Consider the following 23,930-nt stretch of genomic DNA (forward strand, 5'->3'; position numbering starts at 1 on the left):
CGATAGCGGTGTGTCAGTCACCATCAAGTTGACTGACAAACCGCTATCGCGAGCAGGCTCACTCCTACACGGGTTCTTTATTTCAAGTGGCGGAAGCTCTGGACTGCGGAACCGAGCACCACCACGCCAGCCGCAATCGCCACCCAGAATCCGCTGCGCGCGCCGAACGCATCCACCAGCCAGCCGGAACTGGCCGCGCCGATCGCCACGCCAATGCTCAACCCGGTCACCAGCCAGGTCAGGCCTTCAGTGAGTTTGGCCGGTGGCACGATGCGCTCCACCAATGCCATCGCCACAATCAGCGTCGGCGCAAAGAACAGGCCGGCGATAAACACCGCCAGCGACAGCCCGAGAATGTTCGTCGCCAGCAGCAACGGCAGCGTGGTCACCGCCGTCGCCACCCCGCCATACAGGAACAGTTGCGGCAACGGCAGTTTCGAGCGCAACGCCCCGAACGCCAGCCCCGCCATGCACGAGCCGATGGCATACACCGACAACACAATGCTCGCCGCCGCCGGCTGGCCCTGCTGCTGGGCGAAGGCCACGCTGACCACGTCCACCACACCGACGATGGTGCCCATGGCGACCATCAGCAGCATCAGCAACTGAATCTCGCGGGAACGAATGATCGAGCCCTGATGATGCTCTTCATGGGGATGAATCGCCGGCTCGGTGTCACGTTGCAGCACAAACGCCGTCACGCCGATCGCCAGCATCAGCAACGCCGCCAACGGCCCCGCCTCGGGGAACGCCACCACGCACAACCCCACCGACAGTGGCGGCCCGACGATAAAACAGACCTCATCCAGCACCGACTCCAGCGCATAAGCGGTCTGCAGTTCAGGCTGGCCGCGATACACCTCGGTCCAGCGCGCCCGCACCATCGCCGACATGCTCGGCATGCAACCGGCCAGCGCTGCGAACACAAACAACGTCCAGTTCGGCGCCTGCAAGCGCGTGCAAAGCAACACCAGCAACAACGCCCCGCCACCGATCAGCGCCGAGACGGGCAAGATCCGACGCTGGCCGAAACGGTCAACCAGCCGCGAAACCAGCGGCGCACAAAACGCCGTGGCCAAGGCAAACGTCGCCGCCACGGCGCCGGCCAATCCATACCCGCCCTGCAACTGCGAGAGCATGGTGATCAGGCCGATGCCGGTCATGGAAATCGGCATCCGCGCGATCATCCCGGCCAGCACAAAGGCGCAGCTGCCTGGGGCTTTGAACAGCTCGCGGTAAGGGTTTGCCATAGGTGCAGGTCTCAACAAGGGCCTGCAAGTTGCCACAAAGGCTGATCAAGGGGAAAGCTGCTAATTGTTGGTTGAATGTGAAGCCCCCATCGCGAGCAAGCTCGCACACAGTAAATCTACTGTGAACACTCTATTTGTGGGCACTAGAGATCAACTGTGGGAGCGAGCTTGCTCGCGATAAGGCCGGCACAGTCACCTTGCTGTTCCGGGTAACTGAACTCTCTACCGCTCAAACCAGTCAGCTAGTTAAGCCCTTCACCCGAGGCCTTAACCCTCATGCAGATCTCCCTCGACCACCAAGTCACCCTGAGCCTTTATCAGGAGTTTCGCGCCAATGGCTGATCATCATCCCGAACGACAAAGCGCAATCGATGCCCATGGCATCATCGGCGACATGCGCAGCGCGGCACTGGTCAACGACAAGGGCAGCGTGGATTTTTTCTGCTGGCCGGAATTCGACAGCCCGTCGATCTTCTGTTCACTGCTGGATACCCCCGAGGCCGGGATATTCCAGCTGTTCCCGGACTTACCTAACGCTCGCCGCGAACAGATTTACCTGCCCGACACCAATGTGCTGCAAACCCGCTGGCTCAGCGAACGCGCCGTCGTCGAGATCACCGACTTGCTGCCCATCGGCGACAGCGAAGATGACACACCGATGCTGATGCGCCGGGTGCTTGTGGTCAGCGGCCAGGCAACGTTCCACATGCGCTGCGCCGTGCGTCATGACTACGCTCGCGCCAAGACCCGCGCCCGCATGGATGAAGAAGACGTGACCTTCGAGGCCGCCAATCAACCGTCCCTGCGCCTGTCTTCGGATCAGGTTTTACGCATCGATGGCCATGCCGCTGTCGCCGAATTCACCCTCGAACAGGACCAGAGCGCCGAATTCCTGCTCGGCGGTATCGACGACCCTCGGTTCAAGGAAGGCGTCGCCGCGATCTGCCTGGAACGCACCCTGAAGTTCTGGCGCGACTGGATCGGCCAATGCAACTACCGTGGCCGCTGGCGGGAAATGGTCAATCGCTCGGCCCTGGCGCTGAAGCTGCTGACCTCACGCAAACACGGCGCAATCCTCGCCGCCGCGACCTTCGGCCTGCCGGAAACGCCTGGCGGCGAGCGCAACTGGGACTACCGCTACACGTGGATCCGCGACGCCTCGTTTACGGTCTACGCGTTCATGCGCCTGGGCTTCGTCCAGGAGGCCAATGATTACATGCGCTGGCTACGCGGCAGAGTTAGTGACTGCCACGGCAAATCGATGAAACTGAACATCCTCTACGCCATCGATGGCCGCCAGGAACTGCCGGAAACCGAACTCTCGCACCTGTCCGGCCATGGCGGCGCGACACCGGTACGGATCGGCAATCAGGCTTACGACCAGGTCCAACTCGACATCTTCGGCGAGCTGATGGACGCGGTGTACCTGGTCAACAAATACGGCGACGCCATCTCCCATGAAGGCTGGAAACACACCGTGGAAGTGTTTGATCAGGTCTGCGAAACCTGGGAGCAAAAGGACGTCGGTATCTGGGAAATGCGCGGCGAACAACATCACTTCCTGCACTCGCGGCTGATGTGCTGGGTCGCACTGGACCGAGCGATTCGCCTCGCCTCAAAACGCTCGCTGCCCGCCCCGTTCGCGCGCTGGGACCAGACCCGACAGGCGATCTACGCGGACATCTGGGGAAACTTCTGGAACGAAGAGCGCGGGCATTTCGTCCAGTACATCGGCGGCACCGCCCTCGACGGCTCAATGCTGCTGATGCCACTGGTGCGCTTCGTCAGCGCCAAAGACCCGCGCTGGCTCGCGACCCTCGACGCCATCGAAAAGCATCTGGTACGCGACGGCATGGTTTACCGCTATCGCAATGATCACGCCCGGATCGACGGCCTCGACGGCACAGAAGGCGCCTTCGCCGCGTGCTCATTCTGGTACGTCGAATGCCTGGCCCGCGCCGGACGGGTGGAAAAGGCGCATCTGGAATTTGAACAATTGCTGAGGTACGCCAACCCGCTGGGGTTGTACGCCGAAGAGTTCGACAGTCATGCGCGGCATCTGGGCAATACGCCGCAAGCGCTGACGCATTTGGCGCTGATCAGTGCGGCGTGTTTCCTGGATCGGAAATTGAGTGGGGAGAAGAGTTTCTGGCAGCCTTGAGGCCGTGTCGCCACAGGTTTTGTGTAGGCCAAGGCCTGACATTTCATAAACAACACCCCCGTTCACTTCCAGAAAATCCTTTGTTGCCAGCCGTTACATCCCCCCCTACCATCGACCACCAACGGGTACAGCGGAGCTGTCCAACAAAACCCGAATTCAAGGAAACCGAATGACCCAGCGCATCCACCGCAGCATTGACACCCCTCTCAGGTCCGGACTGAACCGCGACGAATTGTGGGAAGCCCATGACAAAGGCCTGATCAAATGCTGGGAAATCGGCCGCCAACGCGCCGCCCGTTTCCCCGAACTCGCCCAACGCTGCCTTGCCGGTGAACTGCCGGTGCTGGGCTGGAAAGGCGGCGTCAGCCGCAGCCTGAAAAAGCTCGAAAAGTACGGATCCCTCAAGTACCTCGCCCAGTGGCAAGGGTTGCGTGGGGAGGATCTGGATATCGATTTGAGTGAAGAACGGGCGTTGACCTGTTCGCGGACCAACATGGTGGTGACGTTTACGCCGGATCGGTCGAAGTACTTCAATCAGGTCGCGGAAATCGAAGCCTAGGAAAAACAGGCGAAGACATCGCCCACCTCACCGGCGGGCGTCGGGCATCACATTCCCGAAGAAGCGCCCGAGGCAACGGTCAAGGCATTACTGGATCTACTGGAAGGCTGACGCTGAAACGCTCGCGATAGGCCTGCGGGGTCACGCCCATGGCCCGCAGAAAACTGCGTCGAAGCGTCTCTTCGCTGCCGAATCCGCATTGCACCGCCACCCGTTTGATCGGCACGCCGGTATCGCTGAGCAAACGCCGGGCGGTCTCGACCCGAATCAGTTCGATGGCCCGGGCCGGCGTCTGGCCGGTGTCGGCGCGGTAATGGCGGACAAAACTGCGTTCGCTCATGCCGGCCTGCAAGGCCAGGGACGGGATGCCCAAATCCTTGGTGAGGTTTTCGCTGATCCAGGCATGAAGTTCGTCGAAACGGTTGCCTTCCTTTTGCAAAGAGAGCGTCACGCTGAACTGCGACTGGCCGCCGGGGCGTTTCAGGAACACCACCAGTTGCCGGGCGACTTCCAGGGCCATTGTGCGGCCAAGATCCTCTTCGACCATGGCCAGCGCCAGATCGATACCGGCAGTGACCCCAGCCGAGGTCCAGACCGGGCCGTCATTGATGAAAATCGGATTGGGCTCAACCAGCAGCCGCGGATGCTGCTGCGCCAACTGCTCGCAACGGCTCCAATGAGTGACCACCCGCCGGCCATCGAGCCAGCCGCTGGCCGCCAGCAAAAATGCCCCGGTACACACCGACGACACTCGCCGACACCCCGTCGCGTGTTCCCGTACCCAGGCCACCAGCGGTTCATCTCGCGCCGCGTCGTAAACGCCCCAGCCACCGGCAATGATCAACGTGTCACTGGCCTCTTCGGGCAACGGCTCGGCCAACAGCGCCAGCCCCGCCGACGACATCACCGCCCCGCCGCCGCTGGCAATCACCGTCGGCGCATAAGGTGGCGGAAAACCTTGCTGGCGGGAAATATCGTTGGCCGAAGCGAACACCTGCAACGGCCCGGTGACGTCGAGCAATTGCACATTGGCAAAGGCGAGCACGTGAATGGTTTTCGACATGATTGGCGTAATTCGTGGGGTTATTGGCGTATGCGCCAAATCCTACGAGCCTAAAGTGAAGTCGTCCACCCACCTCATGAGAAAAATGCCATGACGTTGCAGATCGGTTTTCTGTTGTTTCCACAGGTTCAGCAACTGGACCTCACCGGCCCTTACGACGTACTGGCCTCGCTGCCAGACGTGAAGGTGCATTTGATCTGGAAGGACCTGATGCCCGTCACCGCGAGCACCGGCCTGGTGCTGAAACCGACCGCCACGTTCGACGATTGCCCGCCGCTGGATGTGATCTGCATTCCTGGCGGCGCTGGCGTCGGACCATTGATGGAAGATGAACAAACGCTGGCTTTCATCAAGGCGCAGGCTGCCAACGCGCGTTACGTCACGTCGGTGTGTACCGGTGCGCTGGTGCTGGGTGCAGCGGGTCTGTTGAAAGGCAAACGCGCCACCACTCACTGGGCCTATCACGAATTGTTGGCGCCTTTGGGGGCGATACCGGTGAAGGATCGGGTGGTGCGCGACGGAAATCTTCTGACCGGTGGCGGGATCACGGCGGGCATCGATTTTGCCCTGACCCTGGCCGCGGAGTTGTTCGATAAGGACACGGCAGAGCTGGTGCAGTTGCAGCTCGAATACGCCCCGGCACCGCCGTTTACCTCGGGCAGCCCTGAGACGGCCCCGGCCAGCGTGCTAGAGGAAGCCCGTGAACGCGCCGCCGGGTCGTTGAAACTGCGCTCGCAAATCACCGAGCGCGCGGCGGCGAAACTCGATCAGTTGCCAGCACGCTGATCCATCCCGGCCGGTAGCCAAGGCTTGGCTGCCGGCCCTAAGGGGTGCAGGTTTCGGCAGGCGAAAAAAAACCCGCCGAAGCGGGTTTCCCAAGACCATTACGACTCCCTGTCGGCAGCGATTCCTTGCTTATGGTCGATCATCCGTGATCCCGAGCACTTCCTGTGCTTCGGTTGATGAAGCCAGATTACGCTTAGGATCCAATGTGCAATAGACGACATAGTAACCATCGCGTGTAGGACATTCGCTATAGCCACCCTTCCGAAAACCCTTAGACGGGTAAGGTTTCAGGCGTTGAAGCCGCGAATTTAGCGGCTTGCAGCGGACATTCAGCCGACAAAGTGTGCATCTCGAGAAACGACCGGTGTTTCAGCCACCATTCGAACATGCAGCCATCACTCTGACTGACGCTCGCGTTCCTTGGCATTGACCTTGAGAAATTCTTCGATATTGCTCATCTGCTCATCCCAGCCGCGACTGTCCATGCGGAACGCCTTGAGCCGGCGCGTCTGAGGGATGTGATCGAAACCGGACTCGGTGACCTTGAGTAACGTGCCTTCATCCAGGTCTTCGAGCTCGAACTTCACCAATGTGGTGGGTTCCTGGGAGTAATCGATATCGGGCTCGATCGCGTACGGATGCCAGCGAAACGAAAACACCCGTTCCGGCTCGACCCGCTCCACCAGTACGTTCCACAACAAATGCTCATAACCCGGGTACGTAATCTGCCCCTGGGTCCACTCACCGGCGACAAAACGCTTGCCCTCCAGCGCCACGCCAAACCACTGTCCGAAGGCTTCGGCATTGGCCAGCACACGCCATACCTGCGAGCGCGGCGTTTTGAGCAGGATCTTCCTTTCGATACGATCTGATGCTGGATTCATAAGTCACCTCCTGTACTGAACAGTAGGCCTGTAAGACCACAAGACCAACCCTAAAGTTGTATCAATCGGGTATCGCAATCAACCCTACCTGAAATATTCGGCTGCATTTCAAGGTGTAAGTTCTGGCGTGAAGACGAAACTCAGCGCCCGAAACTGCTAACGTTCAGGGCGACGTTGACTCAGACCAGGACGATTCATGCAGCTTTCACTTACGCAACGTTATCGCGGAGCCCTGCTGGGCCTGGCCTGCGGTGATGCCGTTGGCACCAGCGTCGAGTTCCAGCCACGCGGCTCGTTCAAGCCCTTGACCGACATGGTGGGTGGTGGCCCTTTCAATCTGAAAGCAGGGCAATGGACCGATGACACCTCGATGGCGCTGTGCCTGGCCGAAAGCCTGCTAAGCAAAAACGGCTTCGAGGCGGCCGACCAGATGGCGCGTTACGTGAATTGGTGGCAATGGGGTTATTTGAGCTCGACGGGCGAATGCTTCGACATTGGCATGACCGTACGCGACGCCTTGACGCGTTATCAGCAAACCGGCGAACCGTTCGCCGGCTCCACCAATCCCGGCACGGCCGGCAATGGCTCGCTGATGCGTCTGGTGCCGGTGGTGCTGTATTACTTTCCCGATCGCGACCGGACCCTGGCATTTTCCGCCAACAGTTCGCGAACTACCCACGCCGCACCGGAAGCGGTTGAATGCTGTCAGTTGTTCGCCGAGCTGATCCACCGGGCGTTGCAAGGCGCGTCCAAGGCAGAAATGCTCAGCGTGTCAGAAACGACATGCCTGGAACCCAAAGTGGCCGCTATCGCCCGAGGTGAATATTTCGGCAAACCTGAACACGAAATCCATGGCAGCGGTTACTGCGTTGCTTCACTGGAAGCGGCCCTGTGGTGTTTTCATCAGACTGACAACTTTGAAGCCGCCATCCTGAAAGCCGCCAACCTGGGCGACGACGCCGATACCACCGCCGCCATTGCTGGCCAGTTGGCCGGGGCTTATTACGGAGTGCAGGGCATTCCCGAACGCTGGTTGGAGAAGTTGCATTGGCGTGAGGATATCGAAGCCACGGCTGACGCTTTGCTGGTGGCTGCACACAGACACGAATCCCCGAACAGGCCATAACTTATATGGAGAGGGAGCTGCTTGGGGGCGCTTCGCACCCCAACGGGGGCAAGCCCCCTCGCCACAGGGTTTGCGGCAGACGTCATTATTGGTTGACCGCCCGCTTCGCTACACTGCCTCCCAACTTTCCAGTCACAGCGAGAATCCCCATGCTCCCACGCTTTCTTCTGGCACTGACGCCTCTGCTGTTCACCGCCACTGCTTATGCAATGGACTGCGACAACGCCACCGATCAAGCGACGATGAATCAATGTGCGGCACAGCAACACAAGACGGCGGACAAGGAGTTGAATGCGCTTTACCAGCAGATCAATGAACGTTTGAAGAGCAACCCCGAAAGCAAAAAGCTGCTGATCGGGGCGCAGCGTTCGTGGATTGCGTTTCGGGATGCCGAGTGCAAGTTCTCGAGCGCCGGGGTGGAAGGCGGGAGTGTGTACCCGCTGATCTACAGCAACTGTGTCACGGAGTTGACCAAGGCGCGGGTGGAGACTTTCAAGAATTATCTGAAGTGTCAGGAGGGGGATATGAGTTGCCCGGTGCCTGGGGCTTGATGCTTCGGTGATTGTAAGGGCCTCATCGCGAGCAGGCTCGCTCCCACAGTGGATCTCAGTGTGATCACTATTGTGTGAACATCATTGAACCCTGTGGGAGTGAGCCTGCTCGCGATGGCGTCAGTTCAGACGCCGCAATTACCGGACAAAAACCTGCGCCGTGGTGATCGCCATATCCCCACCCGGCAATTTGATGCTGCCGATCTGCTTCATGCTCTCGGCATCAAAGATCGCCACATCGTTAAACGTCCCCGACAGATAAATCTTGCTGCCGTCCTTGTTGAACGAAATGCAGTAGTAGGAATGATCCAGCGTCGCTGCCTGGAGCATTTTCTTCTCCTTGATGTCGTACTTCGCCAAACGGTTGAGCACGCCGAACATCAGGTTCGGATCCTTCGGCGAGCGCATGCCGCTGAAGTAGATTTCCGTCAACGGGCCGAAGTCGGTGGTTTCGGTCTTGCCGGTTTTCAGGTCGATGCTGAACAGCCCGTAAAGGTACTCGGCGGTCAACGGATCCTGCTTCTTGTCCTTGAATTTCGCGGCGGTGTAGAGCAGCGAGAAGTCATGGCGATAAGTCTGCTGGTTCCACACGTAGAGCACGTCCGGCGCGCTGTAGTTCGGGCGTTTCCAGTGGCGACTGGGGATCAGCACGTCGAACTTGCCGGTCTTCACATCAACCTTGTAGACATCCGCCCCGGCCACGTACAGCGTGCCGTCGTCCCCACTCTGCATGATGGTCAACTGCCGTGGCGCCGGGAAACTGCGCACGGGTTTGGCGTTCATGCCAGCGTTGGTGGCGTATACATCGAGGCGCGGTTGCTGCACTTCGTAGCGATCATTGAGCATCAACGTCGGGTTGGCGATGGTGAACAGTTCCTTGCCGTCATGACTGACGGTGAAGGCGAACATCGACCTGGCTTTCTCCCCCGGCTGCTGGGTGATGCTGGCGTGGAACACCTGCTTGCAACTGTCGAGTTCAACGCCGTAGACATCCGCGTAGTGATTGTTCAACACGTAGGCGGTCTTGCGATCCGGCGACAGCTGCACGGTGCCAGGACCGAAAGCGTCCGGCATTTTGCAGGTCTTGAACAGACTGTCGGTAGCCAGATCAATGATGTGCAGATTGTTCGGGTAATTGGTGGTCACCATGTATTCGTGACCGCTTTGCAGGGCGGTGTTTTCATCGGCCAGAACGTTGAGCGAACAGGCGCTCAGGACGGCGAAAGCGGCCAGGCCGCAGGCTTTAGTGCGAAGCATGCTGGAATCCTTCTTCTGTCCGATTATTTGTCTTTGGGAAAGACAGTCCCGAGGTTGCGCCAGTTCTCATTGGACGCCTGGGCATCCTTGTTCCAGTCCGGGTAGGTGCTCATCATGTCGGGCACCTGGGCCGGCCACCAGCAAGGGTCGGAGCAGCCATAGAGGTCGGCTTCCATCGGCTGGCACAGCGACGACACACCGCCAAAGGCGTCGATTTCCCAACCCGGGTCGGTGGTCGAGGCGCAGCCGGCGACGGAACTCATCGCCACCACTTCTTCGATACGGTTCTCGGCCGCGGCCTCATCCAGTTTCAGCGCTTTGTTATTGATTGCCTTGAGATGTTTCATATCAGTGAGCCTTGCGCGGAGTGATGTAGCTGCTGATAAACGCAGGGTTGTGGGCCATGATCCGGGTGTAGACCTCGATGCCGAAGTCGACCCAGTCACGCATCAGTTCGCAGTAGTGATAGGTCGGGTGGGTCGGGTCGCCGTAACGTGCGTAGCTCTCGTGGTAGCAGCCGCCGGAGCAGAGGTTGCGGATCTGGCAGTCCTCGCAACCGGTGTTGGTGCGGTCCAGGCGCTGGGACAGGAAGTCGTTCAATTCCACCTGTTTCACCCCGCTATGGACATTGCCAAAAGTAGGCAAGGAAGAGCCGGTAAAGCGGTGGCACAGGTTCAATTCACCTTTGTGATCCACCGCCAGCATCTTCAGGCCCGCGCCGCACGGCAGGGCTTTTTTGTGGCCTTCGTGGATGTCGGTGATCAACTGGTGCAGGTTGGAGAAACCGATATTGCGATGCTCCAGCGCCGCTTCCAGATAACGCCGACCGAGTTTCTTCATGTTGGCGAAGACTTCGATCAGTTCGTCGCTGGACAGGTTGAAAGTGCTGATGTCGCCGGAAGTCACCGGGGCAAAGCCGACTTCGGCAAAACCCAGTTCGTTGAACAGGTGATCCCAGATGGTTTCAACGTCGGTGACGCCAGTGGTGAGCGTTACCCGAGCCCCAACCGGACGACTGTTGTAGCGCGACAGCAACATCTCGGCCTTGCGCCGCACCACGTCGTACGTGCCCTGCCCGCCCACCGTGATGCGGTTGCGGTCGTGCACGGTTTTCGGTCCGTCGATACTGACTGACAGGCCGAAACGGTGGGCGTTGAGGTAGTCGACGGTCTCTTCCGTGAGCAGCGTCGCGTTGGTGGTCATGACGAACTCGACGAACTTGCCGGCCTCGCGGAAACGCTTCTCGCAATAGTCGACCATGTACTCGATCAGCTTGCGATTGCTCAGCGGCTCCCCGCCGAAAAACACCACAGTGAAACGCTCTTCGTCCGGCGATTCACGCAACAGCATTTCCACCGAGGCGACCGCGGTTTCGACGTCCATTTTCTTGCCGGCCGACGGCTTGTCCAGGTCTTCCTTGTAGCAGTAGGTGCAGCTCAGGTTGCAGCCGGTATTGACGTTGAGCACCACGGTATTGATCGCGGTGCGCTCGACCCGTTTGGTGCCAATGTCCGGGGTCAGCGGCGAGCCGTCGCTGACCAGTTCCAGGGCCATCAGCTCACGCAAGGTCTCGGTGATTTCCTCGCCGTTGAAGCGCGCGGCCAAGCGCTGGATCAGGTCGTCCGACGAACAGCCGGGACCGCGCAAGGTATCGATGATGGTGCCGGTCAGCTCATCGCTGGCGAACAGCGAACTGCTGGGAATGTGAAACAGCATGCGGTCGGCATCGACGTGCACTTCGTGCAGATTCCGCTCGACCAGATTCAAAATAGCGCCCATTGCAACCTCCTGTGCAAACCCCGTTCTACGGGGCTCGCGGTCATTCCAAAAAAGTGTCTGAAACCCTGCAAATCAGCCAACTCATGGAATGGGTGGATTGTTCCAGCGTTGCACGGTGACGATCATGTGGCCTTCGCCGGTCAGGGATTTCCCTGCATCGTCGACGGCGGCGATCACCTTGAGATTGCCGGCATTGTTGGTGGACATTTTGCGCTGCGGGTTTGGCCCTGCATCGCCCGGTGTGAACACGCCGCTGTCAGCCTGCATGGTGCCGGCAAACTTGACGTCCTCGTCTTCCTTGGCGCGGTCGTCGAACGCTTCGACCGACCACTGCGCCGGGAACACGCCGATGCGATACGGCTTGCCGTCGGCGCCCTTGCCCCAGGCTTCGGCATCGAAACGACCCTGGACTTTCGGCGTCGAACCGCCGCCGTCGCCGATCCGCGCCACCGAGAACTCGGGCACGACTTTGACTTCGGCGATCTTGCTGTAGACCGACAGGGTCGGGCCTTTCAGCGTGCCGACGGTGACGTTGCGCAGACCCGGTTGAGCAGTGGCCGCGGCCTTGAGCTTGACGCGCAGGCGCTCTGGCGTTTGCTCCAGCACCTCGACCACTTCCACGCCTTTGCCGAAGTCCGGTTTGCCGGAAAGACCGCTGCCGATCAGAGTGACTTCAGTTTCAGCGCCAGCCTTCAGGTAACCCGGCTGCACCGCCAGCAAACGGCTGCTGCCCTGCTTGGCGGCGACGAAATCCAGGCCACGCTCGTCGTGCTCGGCCTCGAACATCCGGCCCTGCATCGCGTTGCCCTGGGCGGCGAACACCTGGCGCATGGTCACGCCGTCGATGGTCACATTGCCGCGCCATTCGTAGCCGGTGTAGAGAATCGCGCTGCCATCGCCGTTGAACGGACTGCCGTCGGCGTATTGGCCTTTGACGCGGACTTTGAATGTGTCGCTGCCATCGGCCGTGACGCTCATCACGCCGGCCAGTTCACCCTTGCCCGGCAAGTGGCCGCTGAAGCTCCAGTCGCCCACCAGCGCCTCGGCTTTCGGCGCGCTGCTCTGCCACTTTTTCCAGGCTGGATTGTCCAGCGGATAACGCTTGGCCAACAGCGGCACCATGTCTTTGCGAGCCAGGTCGAACCAGTCGCGGTCGCGAGACAGTGCCTGGTATTCCAGGGACGGCCATTGGCCGAGGTGGAAGTTCACCAGACGCTCCCATTCCTGAGCCGGACGCCGTTGCAGGGCAACCCGCGCACCGGAGTGGCAGCGGCCGCACATCTGGCTGGTCTGGTCGTCGAATTTCTCGACGGTATTGAGTCGACGTTCCAGCGCATAACGCACGCCATCGGTTTCGCTTGGGGCCAGGCCCTGGGTGTCGGCCAGGTATTTGACCAGGGTGCGGCGGTCGTCATCGCTGATCTGCAAACCGTGCATGATCTGCATCCGGGCGATGCTCATCAGCCAGCCTTCCGGGGTTTTGCGCTGGTGACTGATTCGGCTCAGGGCGTTATCGGCTTCGGGGGTATGACAGCCCTGACAGGTTTCCTTGAGGATGGTCTGGGCGTCGCGGGCTGCCAGGCTATAAGGCGAATGCAGCGCCGCACAGGCGGCCACGGCCAGCAGACTGGCACTCAGGCCTGATCGGAGTTTTCTCTTCATCAACGTCGAACCTCGCACGGTGCTTTCTTATTGTTGTGGCTTATCGTTTTTATGGTTTCTGCCGTCGGCGGCGCACCGCTGACGGAGGCAAGAGAAACGTCTGCAATGAGCAATACACGGAGCGTGCCAGCTTGATAATTAGCTTTTAAATCAACTAGTTACGATAAAACAACGACATTGCGACAACGCTGGACGTGACTACCTGCGTCTAATATCGCGACACGTGTTGCAGTCTGAGACAAGCATAGATGGCCCGATCGGAACAGCTCATCGGTCGACGATTGACGTTGCTCCCCTGCAAGCGCGAAATGGTCGTTCACCGATTGCCACCAGGGGATAAGAAAATGGCAAGCATCACTGTCCTGGCGGGGGACTTTCTGCAAGGTGATGGAGAGTACAGAGACGGCGTTTTCACCCTCAGAACGTCGCTTCATCCATGGCCGGGCATTACCCTCCCGCTCTCATCGTTCAAGCGAGTGGAAGTGGCCAATGAGGATTCGATCAACAACATCAAGGATGCCATCGGCTTTGGCGTGGCCGGGGCCATGCTGTTGGGGCCCATCGGCGCAATTGCCGGGTTCATGCTGGCCGGCAAGGAAACCGAGGTGACCTTTCTGGCGACACTCAAGGACGGCAGAAAACTACTGGCTGCCGTGGATGGCGACACGTTCGAAGAAATTTCCCGTAAGTTTGCAGCTTGATCAATCGGCGCGGGCCGCACCGTCTTACAACGGTGCGGCGTGACGCCGGTTCAAGTATTAAAGGTGGGGTGAATGCCTTTGTGCACGTCGATCTCGTGCCGCATGTCTGCTACCAGCGACGCGATTGCATGAGGACTGTCCAGCGTCCACAGCGGAACATGGGTGGCCACCAGGTCCACTTTGCCGGTCATGCAATCACAGACCCGAATCGTCAGGGACTGGTCTGCCTCCATGTGGCAAGTACAAACGGACGGCAGAAAACTGTGTTCAATGATGTTTTGAATTTCCAGTGTTGAAAGGAACATCGATACCTCCCTCACGCCAGATGTATTGCCGGATGAACGGTCCGTCACTTCACCCACCGATCCAGAAAATCTTAATCCTCAATAATCGACACCTCAAGGTCGCCACCCGGTTGCTCGTCGTCTCATAGCTGTCGCAATTTGCAACAACCTCACAGCGCCCACGATATCCTTTGAGCCCCCAAACCCCGTCAACCAAGGGCAGTCCTGCCTTTGCGGGCACTTGGCACAGCCATTGCGAAAGCCCTGTTCTCACGAACAACAAGAGGCCTCGCCATGTCACTCCCTTATCTGCTTCCTGCCACCTCGGCATTCATCCAGCGGGCCCCGCGCATGCTTATCGGCGGCGACTGGGTTGAAGCCGCCGACGGCCAGACCATGCCCCTGCACAACCCGGCCACCGGCGAAGTGCTGTGCGTAGTACCGCGGGCCACGCCCGAGGATGTCGACCGCGCCGTGCTCGCCGCCCGTCAGGCCTTCGATGATTCGGCCTGGACCCGCACCCGACCTCGGGAGCGGCAGAACCTGTTGTGGAAACTCGCCGACCTGATGGAGCGCGACGCCGAACTGCTGGCGCAACTGGAATGCCTGAACAACGGCAAAAGTGCGGCGGTGGCCCAGGTGATGGATGTACAACTGTCCATCGACTTCCTGCGCTACATGGCCGGTTGGGCGACCAAGATTGAAGGCTCCAGCGTTGAAGTATCGTTGCCGTTGATGCCCAACGATCAATTCCACAGTTTCATTCGCCGCGAAGCGGTGGGCGTGGTCGGCGCCATCGTTGCCTGGAACTTCCCGCTGCTGCTGGCCTGCTGGAAACTCGGCCCGGCCCTGGCCACCGGTTGCACCGTGGTGCTCAAACCCGCCGACGAAACCCCGCTGACTGCACTGAAACTCGCCGAACTGGTGCTGGAAGCCGGTTACCCCGAAGGCGTGTTCAACGTGGTCACCGGCACCGGCATCACGGCGGGTTCCGCCCTGACCCATAACCCGCTGGTGGACAAACTGACCTTCACCGGCTCCACCGCCGTGGGCAAGCAGATCGGCAAGATCGCCATGGAGTCCATGACCCGGGTGACTCTCGAACTGGGCGGTAAATCGCCGACCATCGTCATGGCCGACGCCGACCTGAAGTCCGCCGCAGCCGGTGCCGCCAGCGCGATTTTCTTCAATCAGGGCCAGGTGTGCTGCGCCGGCTCCAGGCTGTATGTGCAGCGCAAGCATTTCGACAATGTAGTGGCGGACATCGCCGACATCGCCAATGCCATGAAGCTCGGCAATGGTCTGGACCCTACAGTGGAAATGGGGCCGCTGATCTCGGCGCGTCAGCAGGAGCGGGTTTACGGTTACATCGAAAAGGGCCGGGAAAGCGGCGCGACCATCGCCTGCGGCGGCGAACAATTCGGGCCAGGCTTTTTCGTCAAGCCGACGGTGATTGTGGATGTCGATCAGAAGCACTCATTGGTGCAGGAGGAAATCTTCGGGCCGGTGCTGGTGGCGATTCCGTTTGATGACGAAGCCGATGCGTTGCGCATGGCCAATGACAGCCCTTATGGGCTTGGGGCGAGTATCTGGTCGAACGATCTGGCGGCGGTGCACCGGATGATTCCGCGGATCAAGTCCGGTTCGGTGTGGGTCAACTGCCACAGCGCACTGGACCCGGCGCTGCCGTTTGGTGGGTACAAGATGTCCGGGGTTGGGCGCGAGATGGGGTACGCGGCGATTGAGCATTACACCGAGTTGAAGTCGGTGTTGATCAAGTTGTGACACGCTGATCGTTCCCACGCTCCGCGTGGGAATGCCGCCAGGGACGCTCCGCGTTCCGCTTTGGGATGTGACGCAGAGCGTCACTCGATGCATTCCCACGCAGAGCGTGGGAACGATCAGTCTGTGTCAGGGTTTGAAGCCTTGCGACAGTAACCAACTGCGGACCACCCTTCCCTGCTCCACCGTCAACCCCGCCAATACCTGATCAGCAGATTCAGTGCCCAACCGCCGCACCAACGGCGCCAGCTCAACCCCTTGCACATGCCAGATCCCCAGCGGCTGATCCGCCGTGATCACCACCTCGGCCTCATCCACATATCCATCGCGCAGCACCGGTGCACGCTCGATTCTCAACGAGGAAAAATCCGCCTCGGCATGCGCCACCTCAGCATCCGGCCACTGCCGCCGCGCCTGCCAGAACGGCTGATCCAGCCACCGCTGCTCATCGGCATAAAAATCCCGCCCGATCCGCGCAAAACGCAAAAACAACTGCTCCACCCGCTGCTGATGAAAGCGCTGGGCCAGCGCCGCTCGCTCGGGTTTGCGCAACAACGTGTTGATCACCGTTGGCGCCTGTAACGCCGAGGACAAGGACTGAAAAATCCCGTTGCCTGACAGCGGATCCACCGCCATCGCCGCATCCCCTACCCGAATCCAGTGATCGCCACACACCTGCGGGCACAGAATCGCGGTGCTGCTGCGGGCATGCAGCTGTAGATCGTGTTCAGGCTCGACATCAAAAAACGCCCGCGCCAACGCCGAACCTTGGCGCCGTTGACGACAGTAGTCGAGCAATTGCGCTTTGCCCGGCAACTCAGCACTGGCCACGTCCACCGTCCATTGCCAGTAACACTCACCGTCGGCTCGCCGGGCCATCCAGGCCCAGCCGTCCTCAAGGCTTTCCACCGCGCTGGCGGTGCTGCCCGGCGCACCTTGCCAGCGATTGAGCAGGCTGACCGTCTCCGGCCCGCGCAGGCCTTCGCCGAGCGCAGGAGCCTGACGCCCGCGCGCCTCGACCAGAAAATCCGCCAGCAGCGCCTCGCGCCCTTCGACCTCGACCCGATGCCCCGAAGCCGATGACTGCACCGTCAGCACTCGGCCTTCGATCAGCTCAACGCCCGCCAGGCGCAGATCCTCGCGCAAGCCTCGATCAAAGCTCGGGCGATCCAGTAAAAATTCGATGTTTTGCGCATGCTGCTGACCGTTCCATGACACCTGCCGCTGAGACGGCAGCGCCGCATCCGCCAAAGCTTGATGAAGCCCCGCGCCACGCAAGGCTTCCAGCACCCGAAGGGAAACGCCTTCCAGCGCCGCAAATCGCCGCCATTCGCTGACCAGCGTCACGGGATAACCGAGCCGACGCAAACCCAAGGCAACCGCCGCTCCCGCGGGCCCTGCGCCAAGGATCAGAATCATGCGCCGAAGCGCCGTTCAGGGCCGCGATAGCGGGCGTTTTCTCGCAGCCACTCAATGACCTGTTCGTTGCTCGCCTCGGGATGTTCAACCAGGAAACCCGCAATGTGCCCGCTCAACGCCGCGCAGCCGAGGCTGGCGCCGGACTGCCCCGGATAGGTGCCATGCACACACGCGGCAAAATCCGCTTGAGCGCTGTTGAGCCACGACCATTCCTGTTCGGCGCAACGGGCATCGCCGGTCACCCGCAGCACCTGTGGATAATTCGCCGGAAATACTCCTTCGCCCTGCGCCGGGCTGGACGCACACAGCAGGATGCCCCGCGCCACCGCTGCCGCGCAGGCTTCACGCAACAGGCTGCGATCCTGCCGCAGACCGAGGCTCAAATTGATCAGCCGAACGTCCTGCGCCACCAGCCAGTCAATCGCCGTGGCAATCTGCAACGCGCTGGTGACCCCGCGCTGGTCGAACACCTGAGCCACGCAAAATACCGCCGACGGCGCCCGTCGACCGATGGCCTCGATCACCGCGCTGCCGTGGCCCAGCGGATCGTCGCGCAAATCGCTTTCGGCCAATCCATCGGCCAGCAACGAAAAGCGCCGCCCGGCGACCACTTGCACCCGCTGCGCCGCCGAGTGCCCGCTATCCACCACACCAATCCGCAGCTCAGGCTTCATGCAGCACCGTTTTTGAAGTGAGTACGCCGTCGAGCAATTCAAAGCGCAAATCGGCATCGGCCAAGGTTGAAGGACGATGGCTGATGAGGATCCGCGTGCGCCCGGCAAACAGTCGGTCGATGGCTTCGATGACTTCGCGCTCGGTGGCTTCATCCACCGCCGAGGTCGCTTCGTCCAGCACAAGAATCAATGGGTCCTGCAACAGCGCCCGGGCGATGGCGATGCGCTGTTTCTGCCCACCCGACAACTGCTGACCGCGTTCGCCCAACGGACTGTCGAGGCCTTCGGGCAAAGACTCGATCAGGCTGTCGAGTTGTGCCAGCCGAGCGACTTCGGCAATCGCTTCACGGCTGGCGTCCGGCACCGCGTAGGCGAGGTTGTCGGCGAGGCTGCCGCGAAACAGCACGATGTCCTGACTGACCACGGCAATCCGCCGACGCAACTGGAAAAGGTCCAGTTCGCGCAGATCGACCTCCCCCAGTAAAACCCGGCCGGACTGCGGATCGTGGTGCCGTTGCAGCAGGTCGATCAGGGTCGATTTGCCGACCCCGGAGCCGCCGCTCAGGGCGACTTTCAAACCGTAGGGAATTCGCGCTTCGATGCCGCGCAATGTTGTCGGCCGACCGGGGTGACTGAAGTGCACATCGTCAAAACGCAGCTCGCCGGAAGTCGGCATCGGCTGCGGCGTGACCGGGGTGAGTACGGTGGGTTCTTCACCGCGCAACTCCATCACGCGCCCGAGGCTGACGGTCATTCGCTGGACCGCGACATAGAGCCCCAGCAAACTCTGCACCGGTCCGACCGCCATGCCCAGATAGGTGGAAAACGCGATCAACGCGCCCAGTTGCCAAGTCCCCTGCACCACCCAATACCCGCCGATCAGGAACGCGCAGGCACGGGACAGGGACGTCAGCGTGCCGGGCACCGCCTGGGTGAAAAACTCGGTGACTTGCAGGCGCAGCAACTGGCTCATGTAGCCTTGGCCCAGGGTTTCCAGGCGCCGCGATTCACGCTGTTGCTGGCCGGCGGACTGGATGAATTTCATCACCGGCAACGTCTCGACCATGAACGAGGACATGTCCGCCGAACGCTCACGCAATTGCCGAACATCGCGCTCGACCTTGCGCCGCATCCAGCGCAACCAGAGGACGTCGAGGGGAATCAGCACTAACGCCAGCAGCGAGAGTTTCCACGACAGGGTCAGCAGCATCGCCACGGCGCAGACCAGGCCGATCACGCTCGATACCGCCGAGAACAGCGAGTCCACGGCAAAGCGCTGGATCTCCGCAACATCGCCATCGAGGCGCGACATCAGGTCACCGATTCGGCGCTGTCCGTAGAAACTCGGCGAGAGGGTTTGCAGATGTCGATAGAGGTCATCGCGCAGGGCAAACAGAATCCGCCCGGACAGCCGCGTGTGCAGGTAACGGTTGATCCCCGACAGCAGCGTTCCCAGCAGCCCGGCCACGATCATCAGCCCGGCGATCAGCACCAGCATCGGGAAGTTGCGTGCGAGCAAACCATCGTCGATCAGCAGTTTGGTCAGCCAAGGCTGGACCAGCACCAGTAACGAGGCGCAGACCGACAGCCCGAGCAGCCCGGCAATCGCCAGACGATGGGGCCGTACGAAGCTGTACAGCCAGCGCAACGCCGCTTGCAGGGCTTCAGGGTCCTGGCTGTCGATCAGCCGAACGATCAAGCGCTGCATCACGAGCGCAACTGTTTGAGCTTGCGATACAAGGTCGCGCGGCTGATGCCCAAGGCGTCGGCGGCGGCCGAGACGTTGCCCTGGTGAGTGTCCAGGGACTGACGAATCAACTCCAGTTCATTTTCGCGAATGCTGCCGGCCTGAGGACGTTCGCTGGCGCTTAACTCGTCGAGCATGCTGTCGGGCAAGTGGTCGAGGGTGAGTACGGTGTCCCCCGGCTCGCGCATGGCCAGCGCGGTGCGCAAGACCATTTCCAGTTGGCGGATGTTGCCCGGCCAGTGATAGCCGCCGAGCAAGCGGTTCAAATCGTCATGCAGAACCATCGTCGGCGCACCCAGTCTGGCCAGCAGGCGCGTGACCAGAGCGCTGAAATCCTCACGTTCGCGCAAGGCCGGGAGCATCACGCTAATGCCGTTGACTCGATAAAACAGGTCTTCACGAAAGTGTTTTTCCTCGACCAGTCGCTTGAGGTCGCGGTGGGTGGCGCAGATCAGTGCAATGTCGATGTCTTGCTCTTCACCGGCACCCAGCGGTGCCACTTTACGGTCCTGCAACACCCGCAACAGACGGGCCTGCAAGGCCAGCGGCATGTCCCCGATTTCATCGAGAAACAAGGTGCCGCCGTGGGCCTGTTGCAGCCGACCGATCATCCCCCCGCGACGGGAGCCGGTGAACGCGCCTTCGCGGTAGCCGAACAGTTCCGACTCGATCAGGCCTTCGGGGATCGCCGCGCAGTTCACCGCGACAAAGGGTTTGTCGCAGCGGGTGCCGGCCATGTGCAGGGCGCGGGCGATGACTTCCTTGCCGGTGCCGGTTTCGCCCAGCAGCAACACCGGCAGCTCATTGGCCAGGCCTTGACGGGCCATGCGCAAGGCTCGGGCATAACGGACATTGCTGCCGGCCAGGAATTCGAGATCCGGTTGTGCTTTGGCGGTTTTCGCCGGGCTGCGCGGCGGCGTGCTGACGTTGATCGTACGCTGCGGCGCGCGCAGGGTTTTGTAGAAGAACTCGCCTTTGGCGGTTTGCAGACTGCCGACACCGCCCTGATGCAGACGCGACAAAAGTTGCAGGCCATCGACGCCCAGAAACTCTTCACAGCGGCGACCGACCAGCGCCGATCGCTCGGCATGCAGCAACTGACAGGCCTGGGCGCTGACCGCGAGAATCTGCCCGCCAAGGCTCACGGCCAACAAGCCCTGCCAAGGGGATTCGAGGTACTGCCGACGGCTGTGGAAGGCCAGGACGATCTCGTCCGGATAACTGGCGTTGAACACCCGGCTTTCGATCTGGCTGACGGCCATGGCCAGCAACGCAGTGCTGTCGTGAACGCGGCCGAGCGGACCTTCGCGGGTCAGATCGAGTACGCCGAGGATGTCGCCCTGCGGACAATGGATCGGCACCGAGGTGCAGGAGAAATCGGTCAGGCGATCGAGGTAATGTTCGCCGCAATCGATCATCGTTGGCCGGGCCTCCACCAGTGCGGTGCCCAGCGCGTTGGTGCCGCGAGCGGCTTCGCTCCAGCAGGCACCTAGGGTGATGTCTTGCAGGCCGCTGCCCTTGAGGCGATCGGCGCGGCCTTCGACAGCTAGAATGGTGGCGTCGGAATTGGCGAGGATGACCAGCCCTTCCTTGCCCTGACGTTCGGCCAGGTAATCGATGGCCGGCAATGCTGCATCGATCAGCAGCCGATTGCTCGCCAACAGCACGTCGAGGCTCGCGCTCGATTCCAGCGCCAGTTCGTGCTTGGCATTGAAATGCACACCATGGCTGAGGCTACGCCGCCACGACGCGTCGATTTCCGCCCGCAACACGCCATCCGGGACTTCGCCCTCGAGATGGAGTTTTTCCCGGGCCAGCCGAGCTTCATGGTGCAACGTGGGATGAGTTGTTTTTATTAGCGTCATCAAGCGCTCCGGATCGGTCCGCCCTGCGCTTTTTTAAGATCAGCGCCCTGGCACAATCTTTACGTTAACGTCAGGGCGATGGCAAGTGCCTTATGGCGCTTGCGTTTCATCCGTGGCACCGCGTCATCGTTCATCGCGAGCAGGCTCGCTCCCACGAGTTCACCGTCGTCCAGAAATCTGCGGTTCAACTCAGTCAAGTGTGGGCAGCACGTCCTCGGCTTCGTTATGGCTCAAGCCGCCGACACACGGAATAAATAGCGAGCGCTTACACGTGAGGGGCGCCCGGTGCTTTGCTCGGTGTGGCGTATTGCGGCTTCAGGTGGCCGTCCTGATCGAGTAGCCAGGCATCCATGATCTGCCGTACCACGGGACCTGCGACGCGACCGCCGGCCTCGCCGTTTTCGATCATCACCGAGATGACGATCTTCGGATGTTCAGCCGGGGCAAAACCGACGAACAAGGCGTTGTCGCGGTTACGCTCCAGGGTTTTCGCACGGTTGTAGCGCTCGCCTTGCTTGATCGCCACCACTTGCGCGGTACCACTCTTGCCGGCGATGCGGTACTGAGCGCCCTGCGCTGCCGCGCGCGCAATCCCGCGAGCGTCGTGCATCACCATTTGCATGCCGTGGTTAACCTGCTCCCAGTCACGCGGGTCTTTCAACAGGATGTTTGGCATTGGATGGTCATCCACTGGCGCAACACCGTCCACGGTTTTGGCCAGGTGCGGGCGATTCCAGACACCTTTGTTGGCGATCAGTGCCGTGGCCTGGGCGAGCTGCAATGGGGTGACCTGCATGTAACCCTGGCCGATGCCAAGGATCACAGTCTCACCCGGGAACCACGCCTGACGGCGCGTGGCACGCTTCCAGGCTTGCGATGGCATCAGGCCGGCAGACTCTTCGAACATGTCCAGCGAGACTTTCTCGCCGAGGCCGAACATGGCCATGTAGTCATGCAGTCGGTCGATGCCCAGCTTGTGGGCCAGGTCGTAGAAGTAAGTGTCGTTGGAGCGCATGATCGCCGCGTCCATGTCCACCCAGCCATCGCCGCTGTGGTTCCAGTTGCGGTATTTGTGATCGAAGTCCGGGAGTTGGTAGTAACCAGGGTCGAAGACGCGGGTCTGCGGGGTAACGACGCCGGCGTCGAGGCCGGCAATGGCCACTTCCGGCTTGATGGTCGAGCCCGGTGCGTACAGGCCGCGCAGCACGCGGTTGAACAGCGGCCGGTCAATGGAATCGTGCAGCGCGGCGTATTCCTTGAAGCTGATTCCGGTGACGAACAGGTTCGGGTCGAAACTCGGCTTGCTGACCATCGCGAGTACTTCGCCGGTCGACGGGTCGAGAGCTACCACCGAACCGCGACGATCACCCAAGGCTTCCTCGGCGGCTTCCTGAAGTTTGACGTCGAGGCTCAGTACGATGTTTTTGCCTGGGATCGGGTCGGTGTGCTTGAGCACTCGCAGGACCCGGCCTTGAGCGTTGGTCTCGACCTCTTCGTAACCCACTCGGCCGTGCAACTGCGACTCGTAGAATATTTCGATGCCGGTCTTGCCGATCGATTGAGTGCCACGGTATTCCACCGTGTCCAGGGCTTTGGACTCTTTCTCGTTGATGCGGCCGACGTAGCCGATCGAATGCGCAAAGTGCGCGCCCATCGGGTAGTGGCGAACAAATTGTGGCTCTACGTCGATCCCCGGCAGACGGAATTCGTTGACCGCCAACACGGCGATCTGTTCTTCGCTGAGCTCGTAGAACAAAGTGACCGGCACGAAAGGATGCCGGGCCTGCTTCATTGCCTTGTCGAACAGTGCTCGATCTTCTGTCGGCAAGTGCAGGAGGCTGACGACTTCATCCAACTCCTCTTTAACATCGGAGGCACGTTCGCGGGTGATGGTCAGGTTGAAGCTGGGGCGGTTGTCCGCCAGAACCACGCCATTGCGGTCATAGATCAATCCGCGTGTGGGGGTGATCGGCAGGACGTGGACACGATTGTTTTCAGAGATTGTCGAGTGGTAGTCAAACTCGACCACTTCCAGGACATACATGCGCACGACCAGCGCGCAGGTAATGGCAACAACGAACAGGGCGCACGCCATCAGTCTTTTGTTGACCAGACGCGTCTCTTTTTCGTGGTCCTTTATGGGTATCGGTTGGGGCATTTCTGCAGCAGCTCTTTGACTAAAAAGGGGGGCGCCAATCCGTATGCTTGAAATCAGTCCGTTAAAAAAACGAGCTGCACCATACCAAAAACCGGGCGGTCAATTTAGTGGGATTTCTTCTAACGGGTGCGCCTTTTTCGCTACTGCACTTTCCCGCGGACAAAAACAAAACCCCTACCTGCATACGCAGATAGGGGTTTCGGAATTTAATCTTGACGATGA

The 23,930-nt window shown here is 60.6% G+C and carries 20 protein-coding genes; 7 read left to right on the top strand and 13 right to left on the bottom strand.

Annotated elements, in window-relative coordinates; genetic code table 11:
- Positions 1 to 77: 77 nt before the first annotated feature.
- A complete protein-coding gene (locus AC3WP4_RS27445) occupies positions 78 to 1,250 on the bottom strand; it encodes an MFS transporter (protein ID WP_102616644.1) in 1,173 nt (390 codons plus the stop codon).
- Between the two features lie 334 nt (positions 1,251 to 1,584).
- Here AC3WP4_RS27445 and AC3WP4_RS27450 point away from each other — a divergent pair, with 334 nt between their 5' ends.
- Both AC3WP4_RS27450 and AC3WP4_RS27455 read left to right on the top strand, forming a co-directional pair.
- Complete coding sequence (locus AC3WP4_RS27450) at positions 1,585 to 3,411, top strand: glycoside hydrolase family 15 protein (protein ID WP_102616643.1); 1,827 nt, start codon at positions 1,585 to 1,587, stop codon at positions 3,409 to 3,411.
- 169 nt (positions 3,412 to 3,580) lie between these two features.
- Positions 3,581 to 3,970, top strand: coding sequence for a hypothetical protein (locus tag AC3WP4_RS27455; RefSeq protein ID WP_074878653.1), 390 nt, complete (start codon positions 3,581 to 3,583; stop codon positions 3,968 to 3,970).
- Between the two features lie 79 nt (positions 3,971 to 4,049).
- On the opposite strand, the gene AC3WP4_RS27460 is transcribed toward AC3WP4_RS27455, so the two are convergent.
- The gene (locus tag AC3WP4_RS27460; protein WP_074878654.1) at positions 4,050 to 5,033 is read right to left on the bottom strand and encodes a GlxA family transcriptional regulator; all 984 of its coding nucleotides are present in this window, start codon (positions 5,031 to 5,033) and stop codon (positions 4,050 to 4,052) included.
- A gap of 90 nt (positions 5,034 to 5,123) precedes the next feature.
- Here AC3WP4_RS27460 and inhA point away from each other — a divergent pair, with 90 nt between their 5' ends.
- Positions 5,124 to 5,819, top strand: coding sequence for an isonitrile hydratase (inhA, locus tag AC3WP4_RS27465; RefSeq protein ID WP_102616642.1), 696 nt, complete (start codon positions 5,124 to 5,126; stop codon positions 5,817 to 5,819).
- A 395-nt stretch (positions 5,820 to 6,214) separates the two neighbouring features.
- On the opposite strand, the gene AC3WP4_RS27470 is transcribed toward inhA, so the two are convergent.
- Positions 6,215 to 6,703, bottom strand: a complete 489-nt coding sequence (locus AC3WP4_RS27470; protein ID WP_074878658.1) for an SRPBCC family protein — start codon at positions 6,701 to 6,703, stop codon at positions 6,215 to 6,217.
- 196 nt (positions 6,704 to 6,899) lie between these two features.
- Between AC3WP4_RS27470 and AC3WP4_RS27475 the strand changes: the two genes are divergently transcribed.
- Complete coding sequence (locus AC3WP4_RS27475; RefSeq protein ID WP_074878661.1) at positions 6,900 to 7,829, top strand: ADP-ribosylglycohydrolase family protein; 930 nt, start codon at positions 6,900 to 6,902, stop codon at positions 7,827 to 7,829.
- A 149-nt stretch (positions 7,830 to 7,978) separates the two neighbouring features.
- Positions 7,979 to 8,380 (top strand): lysozyme inhibitor LprI family protein, encoded by a 402-nt coding sequence (locus tag AC3WP4_RS27480; RefSeq protein WP_102616641.1) that lies wholly within the window; start codon positions 7,979 to 7,981, stop codon positions 8,378 to 8,380.
- 138 nt (positions 8,381 to 8,518) lie between these two features.
- Here the strand turns inward: AC3WP4_RS27480 and peaD are convergent, their stop codons facing one another.
- The 4 genes from peaD to peaA all read right to left on the bottom strand — a co-directional run bounded on the left by peaD (position 8,519) and on the right by peaA (position 13,078).
- The gene (gene peaD, locus AC3WP4_RS27485; RefSeq protein ID WP_102616640.1) at positions 8,519 to 9,637 is read right to left on the bottom strand and encodes a quinohemoprotein amine dehydrogenase subunit beta; all 1,119 of its coding nucleotides are present in this window, start codon (positions 9,635 to 9,637) and stop codon (positions 8,519 to 8,521) included.
- Between the two features lie 23 nt (positions 9,638 to 9,660).
- Positions 9,661 to 9,984: a quinohemoprotein amine dehydrogenase subunit gamma gene (gene qhpC / locus AC3WP4_RS27490; protein ID WP_008145336.1), complete on the bottom strand. Its 324-nt coding sequence runs from the start codon at positions 9,982 to 9,984 to the stop codon at positions 9,661 to 9,663.
- A gap of 1 nt (position 9,985) precedes the next feature.
- Complete coding sequence (peaB, locus tag AC3WP4_RS27495; RefSeq protein ID WP_076028106.1) at positions 9,986 to 11,416, bottom strand: quinohemoprotein amine dehydrogenase maturation protein; 1,431 nt, start codon at positions 11,414 to 11,416, stop codon at positions 9,986 to 9,988.
- Positions 11,417 to 11,497: 81 nt separating this feature from the next.
- Positions 11,498 to 13,078 (bottom strand): quinohemoprotein amine dehydrogenase subunit alpha, encoded by a 1,581-nt coding sequence (gene peaA, locus AC3WP4_RS27500; RefSeq protein WP_102616639.1) that lies wholly within the window; start codon positions 13,076 to 13,078, stop codon positions 11,498 to 11,500.
- Between the two features lie 344 nt (positions 13,079 to 13,422).
- Between peaA and AC3WP4_RS27505 the strand changes: the two genes are divergently transcribed.
- Positions 13,423 to 13,779 carry a hypothetical protein gene (locus AC3WP4_RS27505; protein WP_074878668.1) on the top strand — a complete coding sequence of 119 codons (357 nt, stop codon included), beginning with the start codon at positions 13,423 to 13,425 and terminating at the stop codon, positions 13,777 to 13,779.
- A gap of 50 nt (positions 13,780 to 13,829) precedes the next feature.
- Here the strand turns inward: AC3WP4_RS27505 and AC3WP4_RS27510 are convergent, their stop codons facing one another.
- Positions 13,830 to 14,084: a DUF1652 domain-containing protein gene (locus AC3WP4_RS27510; RefSeq protein WP_074878670.1), complete on the bottom strand. Its 255-nt coding sequence runs from the start codon at positions 14,082 to 14,084 to the stop codon at positions 13,830 to 13,832.
- A gap of 273 nt (positions 14,085 to 14,357) precedes the next feature.
- Between AC3WP4_RS27510 and AC3WP4_RS27515 the strand changes: the two genes are divergently transcribed.
- The gene (locus AC3WP4_RS27515; RefSeq protein ID WP_074878672.1) at positions 14,358 to 15,848 is read left to right on the top strand and encodes an aldehyde dehydrogenase family protein; all 1,491 of its coding nucleotides are present in this window, start codon (positions 14,358 to 14,360) and stop codon (positions 15,846 to 15,848) included.
- Positions 15,849 to 15,974: 126 nt separating this feature from the next.
- Here the strand turns inward: AC3WP4_RS27515 and qhpG are convergent, their stop codons facing one another.
- The 5 genes from qhpG to mrdA all read right to left on the bottom strand — a co-directional run bounded on the left by qhpG (position 15,975) and on the right by mrdA (position 23,708).
- Positions 15,975 to 17,264: a flavin-dependent monooxygenase QhpG gene (gene qhpG, locus AC3WP4_RS27520; RefSeq protein ID WP_102616638.1), complete on the bottom strand. Its 1,290-nt coding sequence runs from the start codon at positions 17,262 to 17,264 to the stop codon at positions 15,975 to 15,977.
- A complete protein-coding gene (gene qhpE / locus AC3WP4_RS27525; RefSeq protein WP_102616637.1) occupies positions 17,261 to 17,938 on the bottom strand; it encodes a subtilisin-like serine protease QhpE in 678 nt (225 codons plus the stop codon). The genes qhpG and qhpE overlap by 4 nt, the downstream gene beginning before the upstream one ends.
- A complete protein-coding gene (locus tag AC3WP4_RS27530; RefSeq protein ID WP_102616636.1) occupies positions 17,928 to 19,646 on the bottom strand; it encodes an ABC transporter ATP-binding protein in 1,719 nt (572 codons plus the stop codon). Before AC3WP4_RS27530 ends, qhpE begins: the two co-directional genes overlap by 11 nt.
- On the bottom strand, positions 19,646 to 21,550 hold the full coding sequence (locus AC3WP4_RS27535; protein WP_102616635.1) for a sigma-54-dependent Fis family transcriptional regulator: 1,905 nt from the start codon (positions 21,548 to 21,550) through the stop codon (positions 19,646 to 19,648). The genes AC3WP4_RS27530 and AC3WP4_RS27535 overlap by 1 nt, the downstream gene beginning before the upstream one ends.
- Positions 21,551 to 21,815: 265 nt before the next feature.
- The gene (gene mrdA / locus AC3WP4_RS27540; RefSeq protein WP_102616634.1) at positions 21,816 to 23,708 is read right to left on the bottom strand and encodes a penicillin-binding protein 2; all 1,893 of its coding nucleotides are present in this window, start codon (positions 23,706 to 23,708) and stop codon (positions 21,816 to 21,818) included.
- Positions 23,709 to 23,930: the final 222 nt, after the last annotated feature.

It is taken from the genome of Pseudomonas sp. FW305-20 (genome assembly GCF_058788075.1).

Coding starts and splice junctions, on each gene's coding strand:
- peaB (WP_076028106.1), bottom strand. CDS start 11,416: ATGGGCGCTATTTTGAATCTGGTCGAGCGGAATCTGCACGAAGTGCAC.
- peaA (WP_102616639.1), bottom strand. CDS start 13,078: ATGAAGAGAAAACTCCGATCAGGCCTGAGTGCCAGTCTGCTGGCCGTG.
- AC3WP4_RS27505 (WP_074878668.1), top strand. CDS start 13,423: ATGGCAAGCATCACTGTCCTGGCGGGGGACTTTCTGCAAGGTGATGGA.
- AC3WP4_RS27470 (WP_074878658.1), bottom strand. CDS start 6,703: ATGAATCCAGCATCAGATCGTATCGAAAGGAAGATCCTGCTCAAAACG.
- AC3WP4_RS27455 (WP_074878653.1), top strand. CDS start 3,581: ATGACCCAGCGCATCCACCGCAGCATTGACACCCCTCTCAGGTCCGGA.
- AC3WP4_RS27535 (WP_102616635.1), bottom strand. CDS start 21,550: ATGACGCTAATAAAAACAACTCATCCCACGTTGCACCATGAAGCTCGG.
- qhpE (WP_102616637.1), bottom strand. CDS start 17,938: ATGAAGCCTGAGCTGCGGATTGGTGTGGTGGATAGCGGGCACTCGGCG.
- peaD (WP_102616640.1), bottom strand. CDS start 9,637: ATGCTTCGCACTAAAGCCTGCGGCCTGGCCGCTTTCGCCGTCCTGAGC.
- AC3WP4_RS27445 (WP_102616644.1), bottom strand. CDS start 1,250: ATGGCAAACCCTTACCGCGAGCTGTTCAAAGCCCCAGGCAGCTGCGCC.
- AC3WP4_RS27450 (WP_102616643.1), top strand. CDS start 1,585: ATGGCTGATCATCATCCCGAACGACAAAGCGCAATCGATGCCCATGGC.
- inhA (WP_102616642.1), top strand. CDS start 5,124: ATGACGTTGCAGATCGGTTTTCTGTTGTTTCCACAGGTTCAGCAACTG.
- AC3WP4_RS27475 (WP_074878661.1), top strand. CDS start 6,900: ATGCAGCTTTCACTTACGCAACGTTATCGCGGAGCCCTGCTGGGCCTG.
- qhpG (WP_102616638.1), bottom strand. CDS start 17,264: ATGATTCTGATCCTTGGCGCAGGGCCCGCGGGAGCGGCGGTTGCCTTG.
- AC3WP4_RS27530 (WP_102616636.1), bottom strand. CDS start 19,646: ATGCAGCGCTTGATCGTTCGGCTGATCGACAGCCAGGACCCTGAAGCC.
- AC3WP4_RS27515 (WP_074878672.1), top strand. CDS start 14,358: ATGTCACTCCCTTATCTGCTTCCTGCCACCTCGGCATTCATCCAGCGG.
- AC3WP4_RS27460 (WP_074878654.1), bottom strand. CDS start 5,033: ATGTCGAAAACCATTCACGTGCTCGCCTTTGCCAATGTGCAATTGCTC.
- qhpC (WP_008145336.1), bottom strand. CDS start 9,984: ATGAAACATCTCAAGGCAATCAATAACAAAGCGCTGAAACTGGATGAG.
- AC3WP4_RS27510 (WP_074878670.1), bottom strand. CDS start 14,084: ATGTTCCTTTCAACACTGGAAATTCAAAACATCATTGAACACAGTTTT.
- AC3WP4_RS27480 (WP_102616641.1), top strand. CDS start 7,979: ATGCTCCCACGCTTTCTTCTGGCACTGACGCCTCTGCTGTTCACCGCC.
- mrdA (WP_102616634.1), bottom strand. CDS start 23,708: ATGCCCCAACCGATACCCATAAAGGACCACGAAAAAGAGACGCGTCTG.